At 70.4% G+C, this 15,793-nt stretch carries 16 protein-coding genes and 1 pseudogene; 13 read left to right on the top strand and 4 right to left on the bottom strand.

The genetic code is table 11. The annotated features are described in order from the left end of the window. Window positions 1-304 precede the first annotated feature (304 nt). From RPX00_RS36180 to RPX00_RS36120, 13 genes and pseudogenes are all read left to right on the top strand, one after another. Window positions 305-1,165, top strand: coding sequence for a TetR family transcriptional regulator C-terminal domain-containing protein (locus tag RPX00_RS36180; RefSeq protein WP_406632166.1), 861 nt, complete (start codon window positions 305-307; stop codon window positions 1,163-1,165). Then, window positions 1,165-2,058 (top strand): 3-keto-5-aminohexanoate cleavage protein, encoded by an 894-nt coding sequence (locus tag RPX00_RS36175; protein ID WP_406632164.1) that lies wholly within the window; start codon window positions 1,165-1,167, stop codon window positions 2,056-2,058. Before RPX00_RS36180 ends, RPX00_RS36175 begins: the two co-directional genes overlap by 1 nt. Continuing rightward, on the top strand, window positions 2,051-2,983 hold the full coding sequence (locus RPX00_RS36170; RefSeq protein ID WP_406632162.1) for a 3-hydroxyacyl-CoA dehydrogenase NAD-binding domain-containing protein: 933 nt from the start codon (window positions 2,051-2,053) through the stop codon (window positions 2,981-2,983). Before RPX00_RS36175 ends, RPX00_RS36170 begins: the two co-directional genes overlap by 8 nt. Next, the gene (locus RPX00_RS36165; protein WP_406632160.1) at window positions 2,976-3,401 is read left to right on the top strand and encodes a thioesterase family protein; all 426 of its coding nucleotides are present in this window, start codon (window positions 2,976-2,978) and stop codon (window positions 3,399-3,401) included. The genes RPX00_RS36170 and RPX00_RS36165 overlap by 8 nt, the downstream gene beginning before the upstream one ends. Window positions 3,402-3,481: 80 nt before the next feature. Further along, window positions 3,482-5,074, top strand: a complete 1,593-nt coding sequence (locus tag RPX00_RS36160; RefSeq protein ID WP_406632158.1) for an ABC transporter substrate-binding protein — start codon at window positions 3,482-3,484, stop codon at window positions 5,072-5,074. Next, the gene (locus RPX00_RS36155) at window positions 5,071-6,027 is read left to right on the top strand and encodes an ABC transporter permease (RefSeq protein ID WP_406632156.1); all 957 of its coding nucleotides are present in this window, start codon (window positions 5,071-5,073) and stop codon (window positions 6,025-6,027) included. Before RPX00_RS36160 ends, RPX00_RS36155 begins: the two co-directional genes overlap by 4 nt. Then, a complete protein-coding gene (locus RPX00_RS36150; protein ID WP_406632154.1) occupies window positions 6,024-6,920 on the top strand; it encodes an ABC transporter permease in 897 nt (298 codons plus the stop codon). Before RPX00_RS36155 ends, RPX00_RS36150 begins: the two co-directional genes overlap by 4 nt. Continuing rightward, window positions 6,917-8,482 carry an ABC transporter ATP-binding protein gene (locus tag RPX00_RS36145; protein ID WP_406632152.1) on the top strand — a complete coding sequence of 522 codons (1,566 nt, stop codon included), beginning with the start codon at window positions 6,917-6,919 and terminating at the stop codon, window positions 8,480-8,482. The genes RPX00_RS36150 and RPX00_RS36145 overlap by 4 nt, the downstream gene beginning before the upstream one ends. Before the next feature lie 8 nt (window positions 8,483-8,490). Next, window positions 8,491-9,590: pseudogene (locus RPX00_RS36140) on the top strand (serine hydrolase domain-containing protein). A gap of 14 nt (window positions 9,591-9,604) precedes the next feature. Beyond that, window positions 9,605-10,501 carry a cobalamin-binding protein gene (locus RPX00_RS36135; protein WP_406632150.1) on the top strand — a complete coding sequence of 299 codons (897 nt, stop codon included), beginning with the start codon at window positions 9,605-9,607 and terminating at the stop codon, window positions 10,499-10,501. 154 nt (window positions 10,502-10,655) lie between these two features. Then, complete coding sequence (locus RPX00_RS36130; RefSeq protein ID WP_406632149.1) at window positions 10,656-11,249, top strand: hypothetical protein; 594 nt, start codon at window positions 10,656-10,658, stop codon at window positions 11,247-11,249. Beyond that, entirely contained in the window at window positions 11,246-11,449 is a 204-nt protein-coding gene (locus RPX00_RS36125) for a DUF6186 family protein (protein WP_406632147.1), read from the top strand. Before RPX00_RS36130 ends, RPX00_RS36125 begins: the two co-directional genes overlap by 4 nt. Window positions 11,450-11,493: 44 nt before the next feature. Continuing rightward, entirely contained in the window at window positions 11,494-11,967 is a 474-nt protein-coding gene (locus tag RPX00_RS36120) for an SRPBCC family protein (protein ID WP_406632145.1), read from the top strand. Here the strand turns inward: RPX00_RS36120 and RPX00_RS36115 are convergent. From RPX00_RS36115 to RPX00_RS36100, 4 genes are all read right to left on the bottom strand, one after another. Further along, window positions 11,964-12,740 (bottom strand): SDR family oxidoreductase, encoded by a 777-nt coding sequence (locus RPX00_RS36115; protein ID WP_406632143.1) that lies wholly within the window; start codon window positions 12,738-12,740, stop codon window positions 11,964-11,966. The genes RPX00_RS36120 and RPX00_RS36115 overlap by 4 nt on opposite strands. Window positions 12,741-12,817: 77 nt before the next feature. Beyond that, window positions 12,818-13,219 carry a hypothetical protein gene (locus RPX00_RS36110; RefSeq protein ID WP_406632141.1) on the bottom strand — a complete coding sequence of 134 codons (402 nt, stop codon included), beginning with the start codon at window positions 13,217-13,219 and terminating at the stop codon, window positions 12,818-12,820. A gap of 26 nt (window positions 13,220-13,245) precedes the next feature. Further along, on the bottom strand, window positions 13,246-14,187 hold the full coding sequence (ligD, locus tag RPX00_RS36105; protein ID WP_406632139.1) for a non-homologous end-joining DNA ligase: 942 nt from the start codon (window positions 14,185-14,187) through the stop codon (window positions 13,246-13,248). Between the two features lie 33 nt (window positions 14,188-14,220). Further along, a complete protein-coding gene (locus tag RPX00_RS36100) occupies window positions 14,221-15,771 on the bottom strand; it encodes a hypothetical protein (RefSeq protein ID WP_406643216.1) in 1,551 nt (516 codons plus the stop codon). Between the last annotated feature and the right edge of the window lie 22 nt (window positions 15,772-15,793).

The following is a 15,793-nucleotide window of genomic DNA, read 5'->3' as shown; positions in this document are numbered from 1 at the left end:
CGCGGCGACCAGACCGGCCTACCCAACCGCAGCCAACGCACCCAACCATCGGTGCACCCAGCCCCTCCCCCGCACCCCGATACGAAGCCTCCCTGCGGTCGGTGGGTGCTTGTCAAGGCATCTTTCCCGCCTTGACAAGCACCCACCGACCGTCAGCACAATGGGGCTTCGGGGTGCCCACCGACTGATCCGCCAGTCAAGAGGAAATCGCAACTCCTTGACACAAAACAGAAAATTCAAACCGTTACGTGTCCAACCCCACCGAAGTTGCGATTTTCGCAACCCCGCACTACCGTCCCAGCCCATGGACGAAACAGACCAGCTGAGAGAACGAGTGCGGCAGCTGATCCAGTCCATGCCCGTCCCCCAGCGCGAGTTCGCCGCCGCCATCGGCCTGGACCAGACCAAACTCTCCAAGGCCCTCAACGGCGCCCGCCGCTTCTCCCCGCACGAACTCGTCCGCGTAGCCGAATACTCCGGCGTCACGGTGAACTGGCTGCTCAACGGCAGCGACGACGCGAAAACCGTCACCGCCGTCCCAGCCCCCGCGGCGGGCACCGCAAGCGACCCCGACGACCTGGCACACTCCGAGCCAAGACGCCGCATCCTCGAAACCGCCTGGCAGCTCATCGCCGAGCGCGGTTACCACCGGGTCCGCATCGCCGACATCGCCCAGGCGTGCGGCACCAGCTCCGCGGCCATCCACTACCACTTCCCCACCAAAACCGAAGTCCTCGACGAAGCGTTGCGGCGCAACGTGAAGCTCGCTTTCGACCGGCAGGTCGCCGAGCTGCACGCGGTGCCCGGCGCGCACGACCGGCTGCTGAAGCTCGTCGAACTCCAGCTGCCGACCGAGGGCCTGCTGCGCGCCGAATGGTCGGTGTGGCTGCAGGTCTGGAACGAGGTCGCGCTCGACCCGCGGCTGCGTTCGCTCTACACCGATTCCTACGGCCGCTGGTACCAGACCATTCTCATGACCATCCGCACCGGCCAGGAGCAGGGCGTATTCCGCCTGGCCGACCCCGAGGCCGCCACCGCCCAGCTCACCGCGCTGATCGACGGCCTCGGCATCCAGGTGCTGACCGGGCGTCCCGGCAGCACGGTGGGCGCGATGCGCGCGCACCTGCACGACTTCATCGACCGCTCGATCGTCCAAGGAGCCTGATGAACCACGAGGTCATCGTCACCTGCGCGCTCACCGGCGCGGGAGACACCACCCGCCGGAGCCCGCACGTCCCGGTCAGCCCGGCGCAGATCGCCGAGAGCGCGATCGAGGCCGCGAACGCCGGCGCGGCCGTGGTGCACATCCACGTGCGCGAACCCGAAACCGGAGCCCCGTCGCGGGATGTCGCGCTGTATCGCGAGGCGGTGCGGCTCGTCAAAGAGTCCGGTGTGGACGTTGTCGTCAACCTCACCGCGGGCATGGGCGGCGATCTCGTCATCGACGCCGAGGACCCGCTCAAGCCGGTCGACGGCACCGACCTGGTCAACGCGCACGACCGGCTCCCGCACGTCGAGGAACTGCTGCCGGACATCTGCACGCTCGACTGCGGTTCGCTGAACTTCGGCGAGGGCAACCAGCTTTACGTGTCCACTCCGGACATGCTGCGCACCGGCGCGAAGCGGATCCAGGAGCTGGGCGTGAAGCCCGAGCTGGAGATCTTCGACACCGGCAACCTGTGGTTCGCCACGAAAATGGTCGAAGAAGGCCTGATCGACCCGCCGCCGCTGTTCCAGCTGTGCATGGGCATCCCGTACGGCGCACCGCCGGATCCCGGGCTGCTGCAGGCGATGGTGCACCTGCTGCCGGAGGGCGCGCAGTGGGCGTCGTTCGCCATCGGGCGCGACCAGATGCCGTGGGTCGCGCAGTCGGTGCTGCTGGGCGGGCACGTCCGGGTCGGGCTGGAGGACAACCTTTACCTGGCGCGCGGCGTCAAGGCCACCAACGGCCAGCTCGTGGAACGCGCGGTCGACATCGTGCAGAAGCTCGGCGCGAACATCGCCACTCCCGGCCAGGCGCGGGAAATCCTCGGGCTTAAGGAGCGCGCGAATGCCTGAAACCACTGTCGCTTGCATCGGCGCTGGAGTCATCGGCGGCGGCTGGGTCGCGCACTTTCTCGCTCAGGGCTTCGACGTCCGGGCCTGGGATCCCGCGCCGGACGCCGCGGAGAAGCTCGAACGGCTCGTCAGCGCGGCCTGGCCAGCGCTCACCGAACTGGGCCTCAAGCCAGGCGCGAGCCGCGACCGGCTCACCGTCACCGCGACCCTCGGGGAAGCCGTCGACGGCGTGGGCTTCGTGCAGGAAAGCGCGCCGGAAGACTTGGCGCTCAAGCAGAAACTGCTCGCCGACATCGACGCGGTCACCGCGCCTGACGTCGTGATCGCCTCCTCCACCTCCGGGTACGGCATGACCGAAATGCAGGTCGCCGCGAAGACTCCGGAACGGCTCGTCGTCGGGCATCCGTTCAACCCGCCGTATCTGATCCCGCTGGTCGAGGTCGCGGGTGGGAAGCTCAGCGCGCCGTGGGCGGTCGAGCAGGCCGCCGCGTTCTACCGGCGCGTCGGCAAGTCCGTGATCACGATGGACCGCGAGGTGCCCGGCTTCATCGCGAACCGGCTCCAGGAAGCGCTGTGGCGCGAAGCCCTGCACATGGTCGCGAACGGCGAGGCGACCGTCGAGCAGATCGACCTCGCGATCACCGACGGACCTGGCCTGCGCTGGCCGATCCAAGGCCCGATGCTGACGTTCCACCTGGCCGGCGGCGAGGGCGGCATGGCGCACATGCTCGATCACTTCGGACCGTCGCTGAAGTCGCCGTGGACGCGCCTCGAGGCACCGGAACTCACCAAGGAACTGCGCGACGCCGTGGTCGCCGGATGCGACGACGAGGCGGACGGGCGGACGATCGCCGACCTGATCGCCGAGCGCGACCGGGCGGTCATCGCGATCCAGCGCGCGGTCGGGCAGGCCCGTCGTGGCTGAGTACCGCGACCGAGTCCGTCCGGAGTGGATCGACTACAACGGCCACCTCTCCGAGCCCTACTACGTGCTCGTCTTCGGCGACGCGACCACCGCGCTGATGGACATCGTCGGCCTCGGTCCCGGCTACCGCGAGAGAACCGGGGCGTCGCTGTACACAGTGGAGGCGCACGTGCGGTACCTGCGCGAAGTCGGCGCGGACGCCGAGCTGGCCGTGACGACCTCCGTGCTGTCAGTCGGCGCGAAAAAGGTGCGGCTGTGCCACGAAATGCGCGTCGACGGCGAACTCGTCGCCACTGAAGAGCTGTTGTGCCTGCACGTTTCCGGTGGCCGGGCGACGCCGTTCCCGGCCGAGGTCGCCACCGCGCTCGACACGCATCTCGCCCCGGTCCCGGACTACGCGGGACGCGCCATCGCCTGATCCCCTCCCCACCGTGTCGTGAGTGGCAATCCCGGTTCTAAGCGGGATTGCCGCTCACGACACCCGCTCGAAAGTCACCCATGGAAGCCCGATGTAAACCGACCAACGTTTCCCGCCGCCGCATCCTCACCGCGGCCCTGGCCGGCGCCACGCTCGCCGGCACTGCCCCTCTGCTGGCCGCCTGCGGCTCCACCGTCGCCGCGGCCGTACCCTCCGGGCCGCCCAAACGCGGCGGCGCCCTCCGCGTCGGCGTCACCGGCGGAGGCGCGTCCGACACGCTCGACCCGCACATCCCCGCCACCAACCCGGACATCGCCCGGGTGCTGAACCTCTACGAGCCGCTCCTGCTGCGCGATCACGACTACCGGCTCCAGATGCTGGTCGCCGAATCGCTGAAGCCCTCGCCGGACGCGCGCACCTGGACCGCCGTGCTGCGCTCGGGCATCCGCTTCCACGACGGCCGCCCGGTGACCCCGGCCGACGTCGTCGCGACCTTCCGCCGCATCACCGACCCGAAGGACCCGAAGAGCGGCGCGGCCGGGCTGACCATGCTCGGCGAGGTCGTCGCGACCGGCGACCGGACCGTCGAATTCCGGCTCACCTCGCCGAACTCCGGGTTCGACGACCTGCTCGGCCAGTACAGCCTCGGCATCGTCCCCGCCGACTTCGACGTCAAGCGCCCGATCGGCACCGGCCCGTTCAAAATCGACTCGTTCACCGCGGGCCTGCAGAGCACCTTCGTGCGCAACGAGCACTACTGGCGGCCGGGCCAGCCGTATCTGGACCGGCTCTCGCTCATCAACTTCGCCGACGACGACGCCCGGATCAACGCTCTCCTCTCGTCCCAGGTGGACGCGATCGACCAGGTCCCGGTGGCGCTCGTGGACGTGCTCCGCAGCGACCCGCGCATCCAGGTGCTGCGGTCGGAAACCGGGACCTGGCTGCCGTTCACCATGCGCGTCGACCGGCCGCCGTTCGACGACGTCCGGGTGCGCCAGGCACTGCGGCTGGTGGTCGACCGCGAGCAGATGATCAACCAGGTGCTCAGCGGCCAGGGCCGGGTCGGCAACGACCTCTACGCGCCCTTCGACCCGGCCTACAACCGGCAGCTGCCGCAGCGGAAGCAGAACATCGCGGAGGCGAAACGGCTGCTCGCCGAGGCGGGCAAGCCGAACCTCGACATCGAACTGGTGACCGCGCCGATCCAGGCCGGCGCGGTCGAGGCGGCGCAGGTGTTCCAGCAGCAGGCCAAGGCGGCCGGCGTGAACGTGCGGATCCGGAAGATCGACACCACCACGTTCTACGGCGAGAACTACCTGTCCTGGGATTTCGCGCAGGACTTCTGGTACACGCGCAACTACCTGCCGCAGGTCGCCTCCGGCGCGCTGCCGAAAGCGCCGTACAACGAAACCCATTGGAACGACCCGGAATTCACCGATCTCGTCACCCGGGCGAGCGCGACTGTGGACGCGAAAGCGCGCACCGAGCTGCTTCAAAAAGCACAGCGGATCGAGTACGACCGCGGCGGGCTCATCGTGTGGGGCTTCGTCGACCAGGTCGACGCCTATCAGTCCTATGTGGCCGGACTCGTGCCGGACCGCACCGGGATTTCCCTGTCGGGCTACCAGTTCCGCCAGGTCTGGCTCGGCACGGCGGAAGGAGGTGCGGCATGACCAGGCTGATCGTCAAACGGCTTCTCGTCAGCCTCGTGGTGCTGTGGCTGGTCACCCTCCTGGTATTCGTCGCGACGCTGCTGCTGCCCGGCGACCCGGCGCGCGCGATCCTCGGCCAGCAGGCGACTCCGGAGCGGATCGCCGCGCTGCAGCACCAGCTGCACCTCGACGAACCGGTCTGGCAGCGCTATCTCTCCTGGCTCGGCGGCCTGTTCACCGGCGACCTCGGCACCTCGACGTCGACTCAGGGCCCGGTGACGACGCTGCTGGCGGACCGGGTGTCGGCCTCGCTCGTACTGCTCGTGCTCGCCGCCGTGATCGCCACCCCGCTCGGGCTCGCACTCGGCACGTGGAGCGCGATGCGCCGCGGCCGCGCCAGCGACCAGGTGGTGTCCGGGGTCAGCCTGGTGATCGCCGCGCTGCCGGAGTTCGTGATCGGCGTGGCGCTCATCGTCCTCTTCGCGACCACAGTGTTCCGCTTCCTGCCCTCAGTGACGCTTACGCCACCAGGCGAAGCGGTCTGGGCACAACCGAGTCAGCTAGTCCTGCCAGTGCTCACCCTCGTGCTGGTCGTCACGCCGTACATCACCCGGATGATGCGCGCGACGATGAACGAAGTCCTCGATTCCGGCTACGTGGAAATGGCGCGCCTTAAGGGAATGCGCGAGCGGACGGTGCTGCTGCGGCACGCGTTGCCGCATGCGGTCGGCCCAGTCGCGCAGGTCGTCGCGATCCAGCTGGCCTGGCTGGCCGGCGGCGTCGTGGTGGTCGAATTCCTGTTCCGGTACCCCGGCATCGGCCAGGCCCTGATCGACGCGGTCGGCAAACGCGACGTCGCCGTCGTCCAGGCCGTGACGCTGCTGATCGCCGCCGTCTACATCGTGGTGAACCTGCTGGCCGACGTGATCGGCATCCTCGCCGATCCCAAGCTCCGGACGGAGGCAGTGCGATGACCGCGGTCGAAGAAGAGCAGAGGGTGCCCGCGGCCCCGGAGACCCCGCCGCGCCCGGCCGGGCTGATCCGTGCCGCCTGGGCGTTCCCGCAGGCCAAGGTCGGCACCGTGCTGGCCGGGGTCGTCATTCTCGTCGCGCTGCTCGGTCCCTGGCTCGGCCCGGTGCTCACCGGCCACACCACGACCGACTTCGCCGGAAAGCCGTTCAAACCCGACGGGCTCATGGGTACCGACGGTCTGGGCCGCGACGTCCTCACGCGTTTCTTGGCGGGCGGCACCACACTGCTGCTCTACGCGGTGCTCGCCACCGCGCTGGGCATCGTGCTCGGCGCGCTGCTCGGGATGGTCGCCGGATACGGCGGCGGCTGGCTGGACAGCCTGCTGATGCGCGGCAACGACGTGCTGCTGTCGTTCCCGCAGCTGGTCATCGCGCTGCTGGCGATCGCGGTGATCGGCCCGAAGGGCTGGCTGCTGGTGCTGGTCATCGGGCTGACCCACGCGCCGCGCACCGCGCGGGTCGCCCGGCAGGCCACAGTTTCGGTGCGCAACCACGACTACATCCGCGCGGCCGAGATGTACGCCGTCCCGCGCAGCCGGATCCTGCTGCGCGAGATCCTGCCGAACATCACCGGCCCGCTGATGGTGGAGCTGGGGCTGCGGCTGACCTACTCAATCGGCTACATCGCCTCGCTGTCGTTCCTCGGGCTCGGCATCCAGCCGCCGGCCGCGGACTGGGGCCTGATGATCAACGAGAACCGGATCGCGCTCGTCGTGCAGCCGTGGGGCGTCCTGCTCCCGGTGGTCGCGATCGCGGTGCTGGCCGTCGGCACGAACCTCGTCGCCGACTCGCTCGCCTCGGCCGCGGCCGGGCGGACCCGGGAGGTGCGCGCATGACGAAAGCGCTGGAGGTGACCGGGCTGGCCGTGCGCACGGCGGCGGGCCGTCCGGTGCTGCATTCGGTGTCCTACGAGATCGCGCCCGGCGAGGTGCTCGCGCTCGTCGGGGAATCCGGCTCCGGGAAGACGACCGCCGGGCTGGCCGCGCTCGGCCACTTCCGCCGCGGCCTGGTGTCCGGCGGCGGCAAGGTCGTGCTGCACCCGCGTGACGGAGAGCCGGTCGACGTGCTGGCCCTCGACGACGCCGCGCGCCGCGAACTGCGGGGCAGCGCCGTCGCGTACATCCCACAAGACCCGGCGCTGTCGCTGAACCCGGCGCTGCGGGTCGGCAGGCAGATCGCCGAAGTGCTGGAAACGCACGGCTATCCGGGTTCGGCGGACGAGCGGGTGGCCGAGGTGCTCGCCGAGGTCGGCTTGCCGTCCGACGAGGCCTACCAGCGGCGATACCCGCATCAGCTGTCCGGCGGGCAGCAGCAGCGGGTCGGCATCGCGATGGCGTTCGCGTGCCGTCCGAGCGTGGTCGTGCTGGACGAGCCGACCACCGGGCTGGACGTGAAGACGCAGGCGCTGGTGCTGGAAACGGTCCGGCAGCTGACGTCCGAACACGGGGTCGCGGCGCTCTACATCACGCACGATCTCGCCGTGGTGGCCCAGCTCGCCGACCGGGCAGCCGTGATGTACCAAGGAAATCTCGTCGAATGCGGCATCGCCGACGACGTGCTGCGGCGGCCGAAGCACGCGTACACGAAGCGGCTTCTCGCCGCCGTGCCCGACCTCGGGGCGGAGCCCGCCGCGGCTCCCCCGCCGGACGACGCCGTGCTGGCCGCGCGCGACATCCGGATGTCCTACGGGCACCACAAAGTGCTGCGCGGCATCGACCTCGCCGTGACGCGCGGCGAAAGCGTGATGCTGCTCGGCGAGTCCGGCTCGGGGAAAACCACGCTGTCGCAGTGCATCGCCGGGCTCAACCGCGGCTTCACCGGCACCGTCGCGCTCGAAGGCACCCCGCTGGCCCCGGCGGCCCGGCAGCGCAGCACGGACGAACTGCGCCGGATCCAGTACGTCTTCCAAAGCCCGTTCTCGTCGCTGAACCCGCGCAAGACGATCGCCCAGTCGATCGAGGTCCCGTTGGTGCGCTTGACTTCCCTGTCCCGCGCCGAACGCCGCCGGCGGGTCGCGGAGACGCTGGACCGGGTCCGGCTGCGGCAAGACCTCGCCAACCGGCTGCCGGACCAGCTCAGCGGCGGCGAACGCCAGCGCGCCGCGATCGCCCGCGCCCTCGTGACCACGCCGGACGTCCTGGTCTGCGACGAGGTCACGTCCGCGCTGGACGTGTCCGTGCAGGCCACCATCGTGGAGCTGCTCGGCGAACTGCGCCGGGACCTCGGGATGGCGATGCTGTTCGTGACGCACAACATCGCCCTCGCCCCGGAGGTCGCGGACCGGATCGCGGTCCTGCGCGGCGGCGAGATCGTCGAGGAGGGCACCGTCGAATCGGTCCTGAACTCCCCGTCGCACGAGTACACCAGCGAGCTTCTCGCTACGACGCCGAGGCTGTGAGGAGCCGGATGACCATCCAGGGTGCGGTAAAACCAGGTTACGAGGGCGTGCGCGAAGCGTTCGGGGACATCCTCGAAACGACCACCGGCGGAGCCGCGTTCAGCGTGTTCCGCGACGGCGCGCCGGTGGTGGAGCTGTGGGGCGGCTCGGCGGCCGAGGGCGTGCCATGGACCGAGGACACCCGGGCCGTGTTGTTCAGCGGCACCAAGGGCGTCGTCGCGACCGTGCTGGCGATCCTGACCGCGCGGGGCCTGCTCGACCCGGACGAGCGAGTCGCCCGCTACTGGCCGGAGTTCGCCGAGGCAGGCAAGGAAGACGTCCGGGTTTCGCAGCTGCTCTCGCACACCGTCGGCCTGCCCTACGTCGAGCCCGACCTGCCGATGCTGGACAACGCGGCGAACGCTCGCGCACTGGCCGCCCAGCGTCCACTGTGGACACCCGGCACGAAGGTCGCCTACCACGCACTCACCTACGGCTACCTAGCCACCGAACTGACCCGGCGCGTCACCGGCGCGGACCTCGGCACCCACGTCCGCGCCCTGCTCGCCGAGCCGCACGGCCTCGACCTGCGACTCGGCACCCCCGCGACGGTCCCGGTCGCCACCCTCCGGCGGGCCCCCGGCTACCGGATCAGCACCTTCCTGCAGGACGAGGAACGCCGCCGGATCGTCGAACGGATGTACCGCGGCCTGCTCGATTCCGGAGACTCGATGAACTCCCCGAATACCGCGGCGCGACCCTCGCGGCAGGCGGCGCGGTCGGCACCGCGACCGCCATGGCCCGCCTGTACGACCTGGTGCGCGCGGGCACCCTCATCCCGAACGACATCCTCGCCCAAGCAACCCGTACCTGGTCCGAAGGCATCGACGCGATCAACGACCGCCCGCTCCGCTTCGGCCTCGGCTACGAACTGGCCGACCCGATCGGCACCTACGGCCCCGCTGACGCCGACCCAGCCGCCTTCGGCCACTCCGGCGCAGGCGGCGGCCGCCACGGTGCCTGGCCGACGCGGGGGTTGTCGTTCTCGTTCGTGACGAACGAACTCCAGGCCGAGGACGTCGATCAGCGGGCTTCCTCGCTGCTTGCGGCGCTGCACGAGGCCGCCTGACCTACCGTGGCTCCATGCGGATCGTGTCACTCCTGCCCGCCGCCACCGACCTGGTCGCCACGCTCGGCAAGGCGGGCGACCTCGTCGGCCGCACCCACGAATGCGACTGGCCCGCCGACGTCACGTCGGTCCCGGTGGTGACTTCCGCAGACCTCGACGCCGCGTTGACCAGCCGCGAGATCTCCGCCGCATCAGCGCATCAAGGCTCGTCGCTCTACTCCGTCGACGTCGGCCAGTTAGCCGCACTCGCGCCCGACCTCGTGCTCACCCAAGACCTGTGCGAGGTCTGCGCGGTGTCCTACACCCGCGTCGCGGCGGCGGTCCGGATGCTGGACGCCGGACCGCGCGTGCTCAGCCTCGAACCGCGCACCCTCGGCGAAGTCCTCGGCTGCCTGACCACCCTCGGCGACGCACTGGGCGTCCCGGACGTCGCCGCCGACCGAGTCGCCGAACTCCATTCTCGGCTCGCCGTTCTCCGCAGCCAGGTCGCCGGACGGCCGCGGCCCCGGGTCGTCGCGCTGGAATGGCTCGACCCGCTCTGGCCCGCCGGACACTGGGTGCCCGAGCAGATCTCCGCCGCGGGCGGCACGCCCCTGCTCGCCGAACCGGGCGAGCACACCAAACCGATGACCTGGGACGCCGTCGTCGCCGCCCGCCCGGACGTCCTGCTCGTCCTCCCCTGCGGTTTCTCGCCGGACCGCACCGAAGCCGAACTCGACGTCCTCACGTCCCGGCCGGGCTGGGCCGGACTGCCCGCCGTCCGCGACGGCCGGGTCTGGCTGCTCGACGGTCCCGCGTACTTCAACCGCCCCGGCCCCCGCGTGGTGCGCGGCGCGGAGATCCTCGCCACAGTCCTCCACGGCATTCCCGCCGATCCTCCCGTCAGCGTCGCCGAGGCCCGGCCCATCTGAACGCTCCTGCCTGCGCGTTCTCCCGCGTCGTGAGTGGCAATCCCGGTTCTAACCGGCATCGCCGCTCACGACCCCTCTTTCGCCCGTCAGGGAAGCCAAACCCCCGCTTTCGTGTTGTCTTTCAAGCAGGACGGGCACGGAATGGGGGCGTCGCATGGCAACTCCCGAACGGCACGCGGCGGACTATCCGGCGCACCGGCTGGCTGTCGATCTCCCGATCGCCGCCCTTCTCATCGCCTCCTTGGCGCACTGGATCCGCGGCGCTCCCGCCGACGGCGTGATCTTCTTCGCCGCCGCGATCCTGCTGGTCGTCACCGAGCGCCACAGCACCGGCGTGGACCTCCTCGAAGTGCCGTCCACCCGGCTGCCCGGCACTTCGCTGATCGCCGCCGTCGCCCTCGTGGCGCTCGTGTTCGGCCGCCAGACCGTGCCGATGTTCCTCGCCGTCGCGGCGATCGGCATCGGCGCGCTGGTCGTGGAGTGGCGGGACCCCTCGCTCCCGTCGCGGCCGGTCCCCCGGCGCGGCTGGCTGTGGGTCGCCCTGGCGATCTCCTGGTGCCTCTGGGAGCTGGTCTCGTTCATCTACGAACAGGCCGCGGGCGGCCTGTCGCTGACGCATCCGACGATGAGCGACCTCGTCGACCCGATGCTCGACAACCGTGTCGTGCAAGCACTCGCGATCGGCGTCTGGGTCGCGGCCGGCCTGGCGATGCTGCGCGCGGCCGCGACGGCGAGGAGAACGGCATGAGCAGCCGCCTGATCACCGAGATCGGCTTCGGCGCGATCGTGGCCGCGGCCATCCTGCTGTGGCTCGGCAGCCATCTGTTCCCGAAGAAGATCCCGTCGCTGACCAGTGTGCTCTCCGCGTTGATGCGCAAGCGGTCCACGCGGATCGCGCTCGTGCTGGCCTGGTGGTGGGTCGGCTGGCACTTCTTCGTGCAGAGCTGATCCAACCCGGCTAATCATCGATTATCTCTGCTATGGTCGATGATGTGAACGAACGTATCGAAGTCTCCCGGCTCATCCCCGCCCCCGCCAGTGCCGTCTTCGCAGTCCTCACCGACCCGCAGGGCCACGTCGACATCGACGCGTCCGGGATGCTCATGGACGCCGAGGGCGAGCCAGTCACCGAGGCAGGCGACCGGTTCGTGGTCCACATGGACCGGGAAGCGCTCGGCGACCGGCCGCTGGGCAAGTACGACGTCGAGGTCGTCATCACCACGCTGGTCCCGGACGAGGAGATCGCCTGGACCGTCGAGGGCAGCTTCCGGCCGCACGTGCGGCACATCTACGGCTACCGGCTCGAACCCGCCGACGGCGGCACCCGCGTCACGTCCTACTACGACTGGTCGGAACTCACCGAGGAGTGGAAGCAGCGCCTGACCTTCCCGGTGGTCCCCGAATCCGCACTCAAAGCCACCCTCGGCATCCTGGAGCGCACCGTCCGCCGCCGCGCCGCCGGCTAGCGATACCGCAACGTGGTGGGCTTGCCCTGCTCCGCCAGATACTGCTCGAAGGTGACCACCCCGTCGGCGTGCTCCGGCGCCAGATTCGCGCCGGCCGCGTAACCCCGGGCGATCCGCCCCGGCACCGGCACCGAAACGAGCCGTTTGTCCTTCCCGGACGCGGCGAGCAGGGCACGCGCCAGGTCAGCCGTCGTCCGCACCTCCGGTCCGCCGAAGTCCGCGACCCGCCCCTGCGGTTCGCCCCCAGCCAACTCGACCAGCCGCGCCGCGACGTCGCGCACGTCGACGGGCTGGAACCGGAACTTCGGCACCGGCACCACCGGCAACCGCGCGGCCGCGGCGAGGAGGCTCCGCACCAGCGCATGGAACTGGGTCGCCCGCAGGATCGTGTGCGGCAGCCCGGAACCCGCGATCAGCTTCTCCGCGGCCAGCTTCGCGCGGTAGTACCCCAGCGGGATCCGGTCGACGCCGACGATCGACACGTACACCAGATGCGGCGTCTGCCCGCTCCACCGCGCGGCTTCCACCAGCGTGCGCACCGTCTCGACCTCGTGCCGGTAGTCCGTCGCGCAGTGGATCACCGTGCCGACCCCGGCGACCGCGACGTCGATGCCCCGCCCGGTCCGCAGATCCCCGGACGTCCACTCGACGCCATCGCTGGCGCACCGCTTCCGGCTCAACGCCCGCACCGGAGCCTCCGCGGCCCGGAGCCGTTCCACGACCACCCGGCCCAGCTGACCGGTCCCGCCGGTGACGAGGATCTGCTCGGCCACGTCGTCCTCCTGCTGCCGCACCACCCGGGCTCAGCCGGCTCTCGCCCGCCATCCTGGCACGCCGGGCGCCGCAGGGGTCAAAACTTCGAGCGCCACCGCACCGTCGGCTCGTTCGCGCTGTCCCGGCGCGGGGTGTCCTTCCGCAGCAGCACCGACAGCCGTCCGTACGCGGTGATCAGCTCCGAGTTCGCCTCGTTGCCCCGTCCCTCGCGGGCATACTCGAACGCCTGCCGCAACGCCGCCAGCGCGGCCGGTTCGGCGGTGGCGAGCAGCCCCTCTGCTTCGGAAACGGTCGCGGCGAGCCCGTCGAGCATCGCCTTCGTTTCCGGGCGGCCAGGCGCGACGGTGAGCACCGGCGACAGCACGCGCAGCTGGTGGTGCAGCCGGTAGAGCACGGCAAGAGGATCCCGTTCCCCAGCACTGTCCATCGTGCTCGCCTCCGCTCCGTCGCCGGGGAGACGCGGCGGAGGCTCCCCCATGACGCCACGCGCCCGAATGACTTCGCTCAGGTGTCTTCCGCCTCCAACCCGTCCCGGTCGGCCCACTCCAGCAACGGCTCGAGCGAGTACGCCGTGTCGTCGATGCCCGCGTGCAGGTCGCCGAGTTCGGCGAACCGCGCGGGCACGGTCGCGATCGTGCAGTCCCGCGGATCGACGTCGTCGACCTCGTCCCAGCGGATCGGCGTGGACACCAGCGCCTCCGGCACGCCGCGCACCGAGTACGCGCTGGCGATCGTGTGGTCCCTGGCGTTCTGGTTGTAGTCCACGAACAGCTTCTTCGGGTCGCGGTCCTTGCGCCACCAGGTGGTGGTGACCTCGTCCGGAGCCCGCCGCTCGACCTCGCGCGCGAACGCCAGCGCCGCCCGGCGGACGTCCGCGAACCCCCAGCGCGGCTCGATCCGGACGTAGATGTGCATCCCGCTGCCGCCGGACGTCTTCGGCCAGCCGCGGATGTCCAGTTCGGCGAGAACCTCCTCGGCGACGTGTGCGACCCGGCGCACTGTGTCGAACCCGCATTCCGGCATCGGGTCGAGGTCGATCCGCCATTCGTCCGGCCGCTCAGTGTCCGCGCGCCGCGAGTTCCACGGATGAAACTCCACTGTGGACATCTGCACCGCCCACGCGACGTGCGCCAGCTCGGTCACGCACAGCTCGTCCGCGTGCCGGTGGTAGCGCGGGAACTGCACCCGCACCGTCTCCAGCCACGGCGGCGCGCCGTTCGGCACCCGCTTCTGGTGCACCTTCTCTCCGGCTACCCCGGACGGGAAGCGGTGCAGCATGCACGGCCGCTCGCGCAGCGCGCGCACGATCCCGTCGCCGACCGACAGGTAGTAGCGGACGAGGTCGAGCTTGGTCTCGCCGCGCGCCGGGAAGTAGACCCGGTCCGGGTTGGACACCCGGACCGTCCGGTCCCCCACCGCAAGCTCGACGGCCTCGCCCTTCGCCATGGAACCGACCGTATCCGGAAACCGCCCGGCGCGTCAGCGGTCGAACGGCACGAGGGTGAAATGCCCGACGCCCTTGGCCGCGGAGTAGACCGTCCACTGGTCCGGACCGTGGCCGGGGCCCGGGTCGTAGAGCAGCCGGTAGTCCGGTTTCCGCAGCGGAAGCCGCTTGAACCAGTGGTAGTTGATCCGCAGGATCGTCTTGCTGACGAAACCGTCCTCGGCGAGCCGCTTGTTCACGATCATGGTGACCTGGCTGCGGTCGGAGAAGACGTCGAGGATCTGGCAGTCGCAGTAGTACGCCAGGGTGCCGATCTCGCCCGGCCCGGCCACCGACTTGCCCTGCAGCCGCGCGCCGAGTTCCTTGCCGACCCGCGCGTAGTCGGTCGAACTCGCCCAGTTGCCGAAGATGACCGGCGACGGCCACGGCACGCCCTGCGCGAGGTCCACGCCCACGTTGGCGAGCGCGACCGCGCCGCCGAGGCCGAGCGCGACGAGCGGCGGGACCCGGCTGAGCTTCGGCCGCTTCTTCGTCTCGGCGTGCCAGACGCCGATCATCAGGACCGCGAACGAGGCCGTGCTGACGATCGGGGTGACGTAGTACCAGTGGTACGGGCCGACGCCGAGCGTCGAGTACACGATGTAGTAGATGACACCGCCCGCGCCGAGCGCGACGACCGGGGCCAGCTGCGGGAAGTCGTCCCACCGGCGCGCGAAGCGCAGCGCGAGCCAGCCGAGCAGCACGGTCACGCCGACGAGCGCCGAGGCGAAGGCGACCATCACCGTGAACGGCAGGTACAGGAAGTACATCATCGGGCCGCTGAAGTAGCCCCAGGCGCCGAAGAGGCCTTCCTGGTCCTGCTTGATCACCAGCGTGTCGGGGATGAACGAACCGAGCGCGAACCAGCTCGTGAGGAACCACGGAGCGGACACGATGACGGCGGTGGCGACGGCGGTCCAGAACTTCTTCCGGATCGCCGCGGTGGAGAAGGCGATCACGAGCACGAACACGACCAGGTCGAGCCGGGTCAGCACGGTCAGCGCGGCGACCGCGCCGAACAGCACCGGCCGCTTCTCCAGCGCGGCCACCACGAGCCACAGCAGGACGGTCGGGACCAGCAGCACCTCGAGGCCGGTGGCCGAGAGCAGGAACGGGTTGGCGATCACCAGCAGCAGGCCGAGCGCGCCGACCCACGGCGACAGGCCGAAGCGGCGGGTCAGCCGCGCCCACGCCCAGCCGATCGCGGCGCTGCTGAGCACGGTGAGCGCGCCGAGCGCCAGCACCGGGTGCGCCGAGCCGCTGATCCGGGTGACGAAGGTCAGGAACCCGAGCAGCAGGACGTCCAGCGGCGAGGTCGCGGAGTTCGCGACGGACCCGGGGACGAGCGCCCATTCGCCGTGCAGCGCGAGATTCTTCGCGTAGGACAGGGTGATGTACCCGTCGTCGGTGAGGCTCCCGCGCACGAGCAGGAACGAGAGCAGGCCGAGCACCGCGGCGGCCAGCGGCAGCCAGGCGGCGAGGCGGGACCGGACCGGGACGCTGGCCGCGCTGGCAGTGTCGTCCGGGTCGTCCGAAGTCGTGAGCACAGATTCATCCACCGACATGATC

It is taken from the genome of Amycolatopsis sp. WGS_07, from assembly GCF_045278895.1.
Classification (GTDB): domain Bacteria; phylum Actinomycetota; class Actinomycetes; order Mycobacteriales; family Pseudonocardiaceae; genus Amycolatopsis.
The sequence above is the reverse complement of the archived record's forward strand: the minus strand, read 5'-3'. Positions and strand labels throughout refer to the sequence as shown.